Origin of the sequence: Oculatella sp. FACHB-28 (genome assembly GCF_014696015.1) — a bacterium.
Lineage (GTDB): Bacteria > Cyanobacteriota > Cyanobacteriia > Elainellales > Elainellaceae > JAAUTN01.
This window is the reverse complement of the sequence record NZ_JACJPJ010000041.1, coordinates 54,867-68,060: the sequence shown is the minus strand read 5'-3', so window position 1 is coordinate 68,060 and position 13,194 is coordinate 54,867. Positions and strand designations below refer to the sequence as shown.

At 50.6% G+C, this 13,194-nt stretch carries 7 protein-coding genes; 1 reads left to right on the top strand and 6 read right to left on the bottom strand.

What is annotated here, in order from left to right; all coding sequences use genetic code 11:
- Positions 1-141 precede the first annotated feature (141 nt).
- Entirely contained in the window at positions 142-1,563 is a 1,422-nt protein-coding gene (locus tag H6F88_RS05135) for a BCD family MFS transporter (RefSeq protein WP_190641672.1), read from the top strand.
- A gap of 88 nt (positions 1,564-1,651) precedes the next feature.
- Here the strand turns inward: H6F88_RS05135 and H6F88_RS05130 are convergent, their stop codons facing one another.
- The 6 genes from H6F88_RS05130 to H6F88_RS05105 all read right to left on the bottom strand — a co-directional run bounded on the left by H6F88_RS05130 (position 1,652) and on the right by H6F88_RS05105 (position 13,001).
- Positions 1,652-2,407 (bottom strand): DUF4142 domain-containing protein, encoded by a 756-nt coding sequence (locus H6F88_RS05130; protein ID WP_190641671.1) that lies wholly within the window; start codon positions 2,405-2,407, stop codon positions 1,652-1,654.
- A gap of 332 nt (positions 2,408-2,739) precedes the next feature.
- Positions 2,740-3,918, bottom strand: a complete 1,179-nt coding sequence (locus H6F88_RS05125; RefSeq protein WP_190641670.1) for a cysteine desulfurase family protein — start codon at positions 3,916-3,918, stop codon at positions 2,740-2,742.
- A 122-nt stretch (positions 3,919-4,040) separates the two neighbouring features.
- A complete protein-coding gene (locus H6F88_RS05120; protein WP_190641669.1) occupies positions 4,041-7,037 on the bottom strand; it encodes a UPF0182 family protein in 2,997 nt (998 codons plus the stop codon).
- Between the two features lie 169 nt (positions 7,038-7,206).
- A complete protein-coding gene (locus tag H6F88_RS05115; RefSeq protein ID WP_190641668.1) occupies positions 7,207-8,499 on the bottom strand; it encodes a glutamyl-tRNA reductase in 1,293 nt (430 codons plus the stop codon).
- A 542-nt stretch (positions 8,500-9,041) separates the two neighbouring features.
- Positions 9,042-10,082 (bottom strand): class II fructose-bisphosphatase, encoded by a 1,041-nt coding sequence (glpX, locus tag H6F88_RS05110; protein WP_190641667.1) that lies wholly within the window; start codon positions 10,080-10,082, stop codon positions 9,042-9,044.
- 102 nt (positions 10,083-10,184) lie between these two features.
- Positions 10,185-13,001: a response regulator gene (locus H6F88_RS05105; protein ID WP_190641666.1), complete on the bottom strand. Its 2,817-nt coding sequence runs from the start codon at positions 12,999-13,001 to the stop codon at positions 10,185-10,187.
- Between the last annotated feature and the right edge of the window lie 193 nt (positions 13,002-13,194).

The following is a 13,194-nucleotide window of genomic DNA, read 5'->3' as shown; positions in this document are numbered from 1 at the left end:
TTGTTCCTTGCGAAAGTTAACTTTGATCGTTCGCCTCTTAACAAGGATGTGAACATTCTCTATCGTAAGGAGTAGAGAAACGCTTCCACAGGATGCTCCTCTAGCAAAGATTGATAACTTTAGAACTGAAGTTTTATAAATATGGCGACAGGTAATTTTTCAGATGAGCAGCTTGCTCAACCCACAGCAAATAGGGCAGTTCCTCAAATCGGGCTGTTTACGATGTTCCGCCTGGGATTATTCCAAATGGGATTGGGGCTGCTGTCATTATTGACGCTGGGTGTACTAAACCAGGTTTTGATTTCGGAGTTAAGAATTCCAGGAACGATCGCGGCGGGGGCGATCGCCATGTATCAGTTCGTTGCCCCTGCGCGAATTTGGTTTGGGTACATGTCAGACTCCAAACCCATTTTGGGACACCACCGCACTGGTTATATCTGGCTTGGGCTGGCGCTTCAGGCGGTTTGCTTGTATCTAGCAGTACAGGTGGTTTGGCAATTGGGAGCCAGTACTGTTGTGGGTTGGACGGCCCAAAGTACGGGTTGGGCAGCGTTGCTGGCGTTTATGTTTGCGCTATATGGGCTGTGCATTAGCTCCAGTTCGACTCCATTTACAGCGCTGCTGGTGGATGTGTCGGAGGAAGAAAACCGCTCAAAACTGGTTGGCATTGTCTGGGCAATGCTAATCGTGGGTATTGTAGCGGGGGCGATCGCAGGCGAAAAAATGCTTGAAGGCATCACTCCAGAGACGTTGCAGCCTTCAATTAATCGTCTCTTTACTATTTTCCCGATCACCGTTGTGGGATTAGGAGTGCTGGCAACCTTTGGGATTGAAAAGAAATATTCCCACTATCAATCGCGCTCCACGATTGCCGAACGGGAAGATCGAATTACCCTTGGTGCAGCCCTTAAAGTTCTCACGGCTTCCCGACAAACGGCAATTTTCTTCACCTTTCTGATGGTGATGACAATCAGCCTATTTTTACAGCAGCCTGTACTGGAACCTTACGCTCGTGAAGTGTTTGGCATGACGCTTGGTGAAAGCGCTGGGCTCAACCAGTTTTGGGGCTATGGCATTCTCGCGGGCATGGCAATTTCAGGTTTTGTCATCGTGCCGCGTCTAGGTAAGCAAAGAACTGCCCAATTAGGCTGTCTTTTCACCGCAGGCTGTTTTGTGCTGGTAATTTTGTCAGGCTTAACTGAGACACAAGTCATGCTCAAGAGTGCGGTGATGCTGTTTGGGCTGGCTTCTGGCATTTTGACAAACGGTGCGGTGAGCCTGATGTTAGACCTGACCGCAGCAGAAACTGCTGGGACATTTGTGGGTGCCTGGGGATTGTCCCAAGCTCTATCTCAAGCAACTGCAACGGTCGCAGGAGGAGCTTTGCTCGACTTGGGACGAAATTTGTTTCAAAGTCCGCTCCCTGCCTTTAGTTTGGTTTTTGCCTGTCAGGCGATCGGAATGCTTGTCGCAGTTTGGCTACTGAGCCGTGTGGATGTGCAGGAGTTTCGCACAAAGGCATCGAAGGCGATCGCCGCTGTCTTACAAACTGACCTGGATTGAGGATGAAAGGTAAATGAAAGGTAAAAAGCTGCGCTCCACAGGAGCGCAGCTTTTTAAATTCAGATTAAATCAGGCTGAGTCTCTGGGACTACTGAAGCGGACGGCTAGGCTCGTCAGCGCGGTACTGTTGCACCATGGTGCTTGCCATTTCGTAATGGTCTGCGACCGATGGCAGCAATTGGGTTGCATACTGTCTCAGGGATTCTTCCTGTCCTTGCTGAATTTGGGTTTGGAACAGGGCGACCGTTCTCAGGTGAGCGTTAGTTTGTGCACCCATGTAAGCCCGATCAAATTCTGAGCCAGAAAGCTGTGCCAGTTGCTCGGCGATCGCCTGGTTCAATGGACCAGGGTCAGCAGGCAAATTCGTTCCATACTGGGAAGCAATTTGCTGTAGCTGCTGGTTTGCCAGAGTGTGTTCCTGAATCATCCGCTGAGCAAATTGTCTCACTTCTTCGTTTTCAGAACGGTCTAGCGCCAACTGCGAAGTTTGGATCTCAGCATTGTTGCCTTGAGCAGCCATGATCATGAATTGCTGATCTAAGCTGCTGACAGGAGCCGCAGATAGAGCAGTTGGAGTTTGGCTGGCAGGTGTAGTTGCGGGAGAAGCCTGTACGGCTCCGGGAGTTGTGGAACCGTTGTAAGGGGCTTCATTAAAAACACCGGGATTAGGATTTAACTCACCTGTTGCCCCAGTAGCGTTGTTGTTGTAAGGCGCTTCGTTAAGGATGCTAGGTCTGGGATTGACTTGTGCCAGTCCAGGAAGACCAATCAGGGAAGTCAGTGTGGCAGCGCCAACAACGCCAGTTGCTTTTTTGATTAAACCTTTGCAATTCAGTCGATTCATGGTGAGGAAACCTTGATGTTAAAATTCCAGCTCAAGATAAGCTTCTTAGCCAGACCTGAAGATACTCTGTCAGGCAAGAAGTTTTAGGGTAATAAAAGTAATCTGGGAGCTTTACACCAAGCTGGAGGCTCTTGAGGGCTTTAAATCAAAGATGCTACCGCATCCGATGCAGCTAACAGATCAATCTGAAGCTGCTTTCCCTGGGTGGGTAAAGCTCCCAGTTGTCTACCCGAGTCTTATCCTTCTACTGATATGCAGCGTAATTGCTGCAATTTCTCTGAGCCTCTGTCGAAAGGGCAAGTTGCTTGCCATACCAGGGGCACAGTCCCACCTCATGACATGCCAGAGCAAGCGCCACAAACGGGAGCAGGGGCGACTCGCTGCAAGATTTGTTTTAATGCCAGGGCTGTCCAATCGATGTCTTCAAGAGTAGTCTGTCGTCCAAGCGTGAGGCGAATGCCGCTCTTAGCGGTGCGATCGCCATATCCCATTGCTACCAAAATTGGACTGGGAACGAGCTTGCCGCTATGACAGGCTGATCCGGCACTGATGCCAATTCCAGCCAGGTTCATCTGCCGTACTAAGGTTTTACCGCTGAGCTTTTCGCCATCGGCATTGAGCAAACAAAAACTGACGTGGTGGGGTAGTCGATGCAGGCGATCGCCCGTGGGCATCAGTTCCGGTACGTCTGCCAGTTGGTCAAATAGGCGATCGCGCAGTTGAATCAATCTAGGCGTTTCGGTTGCCATCTCTTCAGCCGCGAGTTCAGCTGCGATGCCGAATCCGGCAATCAATGGAACCGCCTGCGTCCCAGAGCGCAGCTTAAATTCTTGCCCACCACCATTTAGCAACGGCATGAGTTCAACGCCCGGACGCACGTACAGTGCCCCTGCTCCTTGGGGACCATAGATCTTATGGCTCGACAGAGAGAGCAAATCCACGGGTAGCCGCTGTACATCAATCGGCAATCGCCCTGCTACCTGCACTGCATCTACGTGAAACAGCGCTCCGTAAGCCTGAGCGATTCGTCCTAACGTTTCAATGGGCTGCAGGGTTCCGACTTCACTCTGTCCGTAAATGACTGAAACCAGAACCGTGTTCGCCCGTAGTGCTGCCTGCAAATCTTGAGGATTGACTCGTCCCTGAGCATTCACGGGTAGGCGCGTCACCTCCCAACCCCATTGCTCTAACAGGCGTGCGGGCTCTGAAATTGCAGAATGCTCCACGCTGGAGATAATCAAATGCTGAGGCACTGAATACTGCTGTGCAATACCCATAATTGCCAGGTTGTCTGCTTCGGTGCCGCCAGCCGTAAAGATAATAGAATCCGGCGTTGCATTGATTAAATCCGCTACCTGGACTCTGGCTCGCTCCACTACAGTCGCAGCTCGTTGCCCCCACTCATGCAGGCTAGAAGGATTGCCCCACTGCTGCGTGAAGATTTGCTGCATTTGGGCGATCGCCTCTGGGCGAGTGGGTGTAGTGGCACTATAGTCCAGGTAAATTTGCATAGGTCATTGCTCAGCGGCTCCTTCTCTCAGCATATAGCGCCTCAGCTGGCATTGCTGAATGGAGATGTGTTTAATTTTGAACACGAACAGAAGGTTTCACGTTCAGAAAACATAGTAATCTGTCAAGGCGACAAAGCTCCTCCCTCGGGCGGCAAGAGTTCTCCTACAGGACGCACGATTGTGGGTGCATTGCTTGTATCAGGCTGAAAAATTCCTGCTAGTGCCTGTTCCAGCGTTTCTGCCATCGCAATCCGATTTTCATAGACAACAATCACCCTGACGAGCGTGGGCAGTTGGTTTTGCTCTGCTTCCAGGTAAAGTGGCTCGATGTAGAGCAAAGATTGTTCAATCGGAATCACCAACAAATTTCCTTGAATTGCCCTAGAGCCGCGCCGATTCCAGAGCGAAATCTGCTGAGAAATGACTGGATCTTGGTTAATTCGCGCTTCAATTTGCTCTGGTCCGTACACCAGTTCTTGCTTGGGGAAACGATAGAGCAATAGTCTGCCATAGCGATTAAGGTTAGGTGAGGATTCGCCAGCCCCATCTGAACGAGCTGCTAGCCACGCAATCATGTTGTTGCGCTGCACCGGTGTAAAGGGGCGCAACAGGATAAATTCTTCGCTGTTTTCCGCAGGCAGTTTCATGATCAGGTAGTAAGGCTCTACCAACGGTTGCTCATCTCCATAGATTTCGTTGGGCGCACGCCACTGGTCTTCCCGGTTGTAAAACACTTGCGGGTCAGTCATGTGATAGGTCATCAACTGGTCAGACTGAACGCGATAAAAATCCTGTGGGTAGCGAATATGACTCAGTAAAGCAGCGGGCAACTGATCGAGCGGCTGAAACATATTGGGGAAAATCTTGCCCCAGGTGTTGATAATGGGATCTTCGGGGTCTGCAACGTAGAAATGTACTTTGCCGTTGTAGGCATCCACAACGACTTTGACGGAGTTGCGAATGTAGTTGAAGTCATTGTCGGCAGGGTCGGAATAGGGGTAGCGATCGCTCGTGGTGTAAGCATCAATCACCCAATACAGGTAGTTAGGAGTTGAGTCTGCAGTGTCTATTCCCAGCCCATTACCTGCGTTTGCCACTACCAGATAAGGGTCACGGTCATAGTGCAAGAAGGGGGCGATCGCTCTTACCCGACTCATGATGTTGCGCCGAAACAGCAGCCGAGTTTGGGGCGTAAAATCTTCAGTCAGCATCATTTGCCAGTCGCGCAGGTGCTTAGCAAAAATCAGTCGTCGCCCAAAGCCGCTAATGTCGACGCCGCCTAGACCGTCATAGCTGTTGTAGACATTCTCACTGCCGCTGGGAAAGTCTAGCTCACTCACCCGCGTTTGCGTCATCACATAGGTATTAGTTAATTCACCGTAGTAAATTCGAGGATTATCCAGGGGAATGCTGTCACGAATGCGATCGCTGCTGGGAATTTGCTCAATTCCTCGAACAAAATAGTCAGGTAAGCCACCTGGCCCGGCTGTGTTCACGGGACTGAGCGTAAAGCCGTAACCATGTGTGTAGATCAGGTGCTTATTGACCCAAGTTTGAGCTTCTGCTGGAACCGAATTGTAGTCTAGCTCCCGTGCCGCAATTAGCACTTGCCGTCGTTCGGTTTCACCCGCTTCGTTGAGTAAGGTGTAGCGATCAATGTCAGCCCCCGGAAATTCGTAGTACAGTCGAATTCGTTGAAGCTGCCGATTCGTCTGTAGCAGTGGGCGAGTATCCCACAGCCGAACATTGCTAATCGTTAGATCATTTCGCTGAATTTCTTCAGTAGTCAGGTTGTCTTCTGGAACAAAAGTTTCAACCTCAATCTGATCCAGATTGAACGCTTTGCGCGTCAGGGTGATCGTGCGCTGAATGAAAGGTCGCTCTAGCTCTAGCTCATTTGGCTGCACGACAAATCGCTGTACGGCAAGCGGCAGAGGCACCGCGACCATTGCCGCCAATAGCAGGTACCCGACGAGAACGAGGGGTAAAGGGCGAGACGGGGTTGAAGCTGGATATTTGCGGGATGCCGTTTGACGGGTTGACACTCGCTGGGAAATATTGCTCCTTGCCGCTGTCCAGAAGAGGGTGCGAAACAGCAAAAATGCGCCAATCAGGGCTGCCAAAAGGCTAAGAATGGTGTAACCAGGAAGCTGGACTGTGACGTTGGTGTAACTTGCGCCATAGACAACGCCTTGTCTGGAGTAAAGCAAGGTGTAGCGATCGAGCCAATAGCTGAGGGCGATCGCCAACATCAGTCCGCCGCCCAATCCATAAAGATGTCGCCGCTGAGTTGCCGAAAATCCAGAAAACCTGCCCTGACTGAGGCTATCTCCCGACAGCAGATAAATCAGCAAAACTGAAACAAATGCCAAAGTTAATAGCCCAATCAGCCAAAACTCCAGCAATTCCCAGACGGGGAGTTTGAATATGTAAAAACTAATATCTTGTCCGAACTGTGGATCGACTTCTCCAAACGAGGTCGGGTTAAAGTAGGGCAAGACTTTTGCCCAATGTTCTGAAATCACCAGTCCAAACGCAAGACTCATCAGAATTGCCGCTCCCACTAGGAGTGGCTGTGGGTAAATCAACAGGGCGATCGCCAGCCCCACCATAAACCCCACCTGCCAGAGATGAGTACTTAACTCTTGCCCAATCTGCCAAACTAACTCTGGCTGAAACTTAACTGGAATTTGAGAATTATCACTATACAAACTGAGCCGAGGATGCCAGTAACTCACCGCCAACTGCCCGTGATAGAGCAGCATCACGCCGATAATCAAGCTCAGACTCAAAGTCAATGGCAGAAGTTGCAATAACCCCATTCTTGCCGGGGCTGACTGATCAGCATCATCGGGCGGTTTTAACCAGGCGTGTTGACGAGCGATCGCCAAATTACTCAATAGCAAACTCGCACTCAGTCCAAACGCGAGCAACCCCAACAGACCTTGAGTTTGCACGCGCACCCAAAACACCTGGAGAGAATCAACCGTCTGAAACCACAACCCCTCAGCAATCAGAAAACTGACCAGATCCAGCAGAAACAGAATGCTAAACAACCCGACAGCCCAGCGCCAGTAGTCTGCCTTTTTCTGGGGTAGAAGATGCTTGTGGCTAAACATAGATTCTGCTCTGGGATCGCTTTAGGGCAGGATTGCCTAACCCAATCCTAATGCGACAGAGGGATGAATTCTTGAGCTGGCTCCAAAACAGCAACCAGCCCAAGAATTCACCCCTCTAAAAAAGGCTTAAACACTTAAGTTTCTAGCCCCTAGTCTTAGTTCCTAGCCCCTAACTATACTGCTCGTTCGAGGCACCTTCCAGGTTAAACAGAACTTGCAGCGTCTGCATTGCCTTGCGTCGTGCCTCAATGTCTTGCTGAGCACGAAGCTGCACCATCGGGTCGTGCAGAATTTTGTTGACGATACCTCTGGTAAGGGCTTCGATGATGTCCTGGTGCTTTTCGGCAAACTCTGTTCCCAGGCGGGACAGCGCTTTCTCTAACTCTTGCTCCCGGATAGTTTCGACTTTGTCTCGGAGGCTGCTGATGGTGGAAACGGTTTCAAGCGATCGCCACCACACCTCAAACGCCTCAACTTCTTCTTCCAGCAGCGCTTCCGCTTCCATTGCCATCTGCCTGCGGCTTTCCTGGTTTTGCGCCACTACTGCTTTCAAGTCATCTACGTTAAATGCCTGGACATGAGACAAATCGTTGGCATCAGCATCGACGTTGCGCGGCACCGAGATGTCAAACAACATCAATGGCTGATTTGGCTCCAGAATCATCTCTAGCTTGGCGCGGTCTAACAGTGGCTCAGTTGCAGCAGTGCAGGTAAACACCACATCAGAATTTGCTAGCACCGTGTGCAAATCTGCCAGCGTATGCAGCCGCAAATCTGCCTCTTTGAACTGATTGGCTAATTCCTGAGCACCATTTAGCGATCGGTTCAGAACGCAGATTTGAGCAGGTGTTCTCGGTAAGAGGTGTTGCACCAGCAGCCGTGACATTTTGCCTGCACCGACGATCGCCACCCGACAAGCTGCCAGGTTTTGCGTCTTCATCTGCGCCAGTTCTACCGCAGCGGAACTGATGGAAACAGCCCCTGTACCGATGCTGGTTTCAGTGCGAACACGCTTTCCTGCCTCAATCGCTTTCTTGAACAGGTGATTGAGAACTCGCCCAATCCCTTTGTACTGCTGCCCAACTTTGTGGGTGTGCTTGACCTGCGACAGAATTTGCCCTTCGCCCAGCACTAGGCTGTCTAGCCCTGCCGCTACCCGCATCAGATGCATTACGGCATCCTGGTGCAGCAACGTAAACAGATAAGGGCGCAACTGGTAAATCGGCAATTTGCTGTATTCCGCTAAAAACTGAGCCACTTCTCGCATTCCATGCTCAGTTTCACTGGTGACAACGTAGATTTCCAGACGATTGCAAGTGCTGAGAATGGTAGCTTCCTGGATATGGGGATAGCTACAGAGATGGGCGATCGCCGCTTCCATTTGCGGAGTCGGAATACTCAGCTTTTCTCGCACTTCTACCGGGGCTGTTTTGTGGCTCAGTCCCACAACGGCAATATTCATCGTTCCTCCCAAAGTTTTTGAACGGGTCTGCTGATAAGTAGGTTGCCCTTCTGCTGAAAGGGGTCTTTTTAGGTATGTCGAACAAGGCGCTTTAACAGCCGACTCTTTTCAACCCTAACAACTGCATTTGAACATCAGCCAGACTAGAGATTAATCAAGTTTTCGTAATATAAACAACTAACCCATAAGAGTCAGCAATCTAAAAGAAGTTTATCAACTTAAGGTAGGCGGCTAAAGCGCCAAAGCCGCTTCTATCGCACTTTTCTGCATGAATTTTTATGAATTGCCCTGAGATACAATTCTTCAGATTGCCCGTCTTTAACTCCACACAGCTAATGCACCTCGTAGAGGCACACTCACGAAGTCGAGGGAAGAATTTGGTTGTTGTACCTAATCTGTAGACGAAAACGGTCGGTCGTTTTTACGCAGAATTTAATATCCCCAGACTCTTCAAGAATCTGGGGATTTGTTCTTGCAGGGATGGGACTCATCAGGAAAAGACTTGATGAATTCCATCTCTACAAGAACGGGGAGGAGTTGACTTATCTCAACTGCAAAGAGGGTGCCTCTTCAGACAGCATGTGAATCGTATCAACAAAGCGCACCGTGCGAGATTGGTTAGAAATAACCAAGCTTTGTGTCCGGGCACCGCCATGAAAGAAACGAACGCCTTCCATCAGCGTTCCGGGGGTGATGCCACAAGCCGCAAACAATACGGTTTCGCCGGAAGCCAGCTCGTCAGCATCGTAAACCTTGTCGGGGTCAGTGATGCCCATCGAGGTCAGGCGCTCGATGTTGCTTTCCTTGCTTTCGCCAATCAAGCCCGTTTTAACGATCGCCGGATCGTAGACTAACTGTCCTTGGAAGTGACCACCCAGGCAGCGCATTGCTGCTGCGGAAATCACCCCTTCGGGAGCCGCACCGATGCCCATTAGCGCATGGATGTTGGTGCCCGTAAACCCGCAGGAAATGGCAGCAGATACATCACCGTCGCTGATCAGCCGAACCCGTGCGCCTGCTTCCCGAATTTCTTTGATTAATTCGTTGTGGCGATCGCGCTTCATCACTACCACGACCAATTCTTCAATAGAACGGTTGAGGCACTCCGAGAGAATCTTCAGGTTCTCGGTGGCTGACTTGTTGATGTCCACCTTGCCCTTAGCGGCGGGTGGAGCAGCCAGCTTCTTCATGTAAAAGTCGGGTGCAGCAAACAATCCGCCTTTTTCAGAAATAGCCAGCACTGCCATTGAGCCATTCTGACCATAAGCAACCAGGTTGGTGCCTTCGCAGGGGTCAACGGCAATGTCAATTTCAATCAGCTCATCGGGGTTACAGAAGTCTTTGGCATCGGGTTGGGTACAAATTCCCACTTCTTCCCCGATGTAGAGCATGGGCGCGTCATCCCGCTCTCCTTCTCCAATCACAATGCGCCCACGCATGTAGATTTTATTCATGCGCTCTCGCATAGCCTCCACTGCAACCTGGTCAGCAGTGTTCTTTTCACCTTTACCCATCCAGCGGGCAGAGGCGATCGCCGCCTGCTCCACCACCTCAATAATCTCTAAACCGAGTGTATTTTCCACCAGGCATGCCTCCCAACTACTGATTTTGCGACGTTTTGCGGACTGAGCCTCAGTCTAAAAGTCTATCAGAATGGGGAGATCGCATTAAAGCCAGTTGATAATTCAACTTATGTCAAGTTTTGTAGCCACAAAAGCTCGTCGTAAGCGCTGCATCACAACAGGCAAGCGGTAAGGGTCTGAAATGTAGTCAAAGGCTCCGAGTTCTAAAGCCGTTTCTGCCTCGCTCGGAGGCAGCGATAGCATAATTAGCTTTGAGTGGCGCGTCACCTGCCCTTGCGCCAGGTGCTTGAGCAGTTCGAGTCCGTCTATTCCCGGTAAGTTTCTCCCAATCAAGATAATTTGCGATCGCACCTCAGGCTCGTTTCCCGCTAGAAGTTCGATCGCTGTCTCGCCATCCTGTAGCCAGTGATTGTGGTATCCCCTGGTTTCCAGCGCATACAGCAGTGGTTGAGCAAAGCTTGCGTCAGGATGCACGAGCACCACATCGGTTTTGAGTAGTGCTTCAGCCTGAATTGGTTGCCAGTAAGCGGGGAGAACGCGATCGCCTCCCGTTGCTTCAGTCCGCTCTAAAGCTGCATTGGCTGACTGATACAGATCGCGCAGCAGCAGACCATCTTCGGGATACTGAGCCACTCCTGCACTGAACGTGATCGGAAGAGAGGTTTTACCTTCGACCGTAATTTCTATCTGCCGCAGGGCTTCTAGAATTTCTGCCAGCCACTCTATACCAGCGCTGCGGTTGATGCCATACATGCCAATCACAAACTCTGCCCCACTCCAGCGAGACACCACATCTTCAATGCGAAGCTTTTGTCGCAGCAGTTGCGCTACCTGCCGCAATGCCTGGTCGCCAAACCGATGCCCATGCTGGCTGTTTATCTGCTTCAAGTGATCCAGCCTCAAGACAGACAAAGAGAGGGGCTGCTGAGAGCGCTGTGCCAGTTGTAGGAGCTTGCTTAACTCTTGAGTAGATTGTTGTCGATTCGCCGTACCCGTAAGTGCGTCTGTTTCTGTCTGATTTCGTAGGAGTCGAGTTCGTTCAATGCGGTTCAGAATGCGGGTAATCAGTTCTGGGGCAATGATTGGTTTGCTGACATAATCGTCTGCCCCAACCGCAAACACCTGCTGAATTGTGCTTGCATCAGTATGGGCAGTCAGAAAAAGCACAGGCATCCAATTCCAGTGAGGATCGTTGCGTAGGGTCTGACACAATTCAATGCCATCTAGTTCTGGCATTTCAATGTCAAGGACGAGCAAATCGGGTTTGGTTGCTTCTAGGGCATCCCAAAACTGCAACGGGTTATCTAGTGTTGCTACCCGTAACCCCCAAGGCTGCAGCAAAGTCTGAAGCGCCTGCAAAATTAACGGGTCATCATCGACGACCAAAACGCTCGACTCTACTTTTCTGTCTTGGGCTAAAACTTCAGTCACGGCTTCTAAAACTTCGGTGGGAGTCGTCGGTTTTTGTAGAAAGCGTCTGCCTTTAAGGCGAGCAACCGTAACCCGATCGACTTCTTGCCCTCTTCCAGTAAACACGAGGACGGGAATGGGAGGAACGCGCTGACTCAATTCTGCTAAAAGCTTTAGCCCAGCTTCATCCAGTTCTGAGTGGTTAGATTTTGTTTCATCAGACTCTACAAAAGACAAATCTAACAGCAACACATCAGGGGAGTTACGGTTGATTTCGACTCTAGCAATGTCAGGGTTAGGGGCGATTGCTGTTCTAAATCCCCGGTTTTGGGCTTCTGCGCTCAGGAGTTCTGCCAATGTCTGATCGTCATCCACAATCATCAGGAGAGGTTCCTGAGTATTTGCACTGACCAATGTTTTAACTTCTGCTACAGGTTCAGGCTGCTTTGGCAAGGAAGGGCAAATTGCCGCCTCTAACAGTTGGCGCAGGTCTACCACCTGCTGTTGAATCTGCTGTTGCTGGTCGGGGCTGAGTGCCGTTTCAAGCTGCAAAAGCTGCTCGATTTGACGGGCTAGCTGGGTGCCTTCTGCCAGACCAAACGTTCCTAAAGAACCTGCCAGCTTGTGTGCTTCTTGTTTGGCGCGTTTCCATAGGCGATCGCTCTTGTCTGGCATTGGGGTTAAACCCACTGCTGCTTCCAAAACTTCGATCTGCTGAAGGGTTTTGGCTTTGGCTCTTTCCCAAATTTTGGCGACGAGCGATCGCGTTTGCTGCTCCGGGCTTGAGGGAAGAGGGGTGACCAAAGATGCAGTCTTTTCCAGCGGTGGATTTTTCAAGTAATTCATGTTTAAGCGATAGCCCAAACCATAGACCGTTTCTATAACATCCGTTGCTCCAACTGCTTTGAGCTTTTGCCGTAGTCCTTTGATGTGAGCTTTAACGGTGTCTTCTCCGGGCAGGTCTTCAAATCCCCAGAGCTGATCCAAAATGGCACTGCGGCTATAGACGCGCTGATTATTTCGCAAAAGCAGCTCTAGGATGGCGTATTCCTTAGGAGTCAAGTGCATCACCGTGCCGCTGTAAGTTACCTCACAGGTGCTGGGGGCGAGGCATAGTTCTCCCCACTCTAGAAGGGGCGATCGGGAGGAAGTTCCCCGTCGCAACAGTGCTCTCATGCGAGCCAGCAGTTCTTGAGGAGAAATCGGCTTAACCAGGTAGTCGTCTGCCCCGGCATCTAGCCCAATGACTTTATCGGTACTGGTATCTCTGGCAGTCATGAGCAAGACTGGAACTTGACTGCCCTTCGTCCGCAACTGACGACAAAAACTGATGCCATCCAACTTGGGCAGCATTACGTCCAGCAAAATTAGGTCATAGGCTAGCTCTTCTGCAAGGGTCAGGCCTGATAATCCATCCTCGGCTCGATCGACCGTATGGTGCTGTTCGATTAGCGTGTCGGTGAGCAGTTCTGCAAGATGCTCATCATCTTCAACCAGTAAGATTCTCATGGACATCCATCACTGAGCCTAGAAACTCAATCCGCACCACAAGGATTCCCTAAAAATCAGCGATACTGACAATTTATAGCTGGCATTGCAACTCTATGGATTGTGGTTGTAGGAGCGGACGAAGCCAACTCCCTCACAACCGCAACTATTTGAAGAATCGGACAGGATTCCAATCGCTAATTTAGGGAATGCT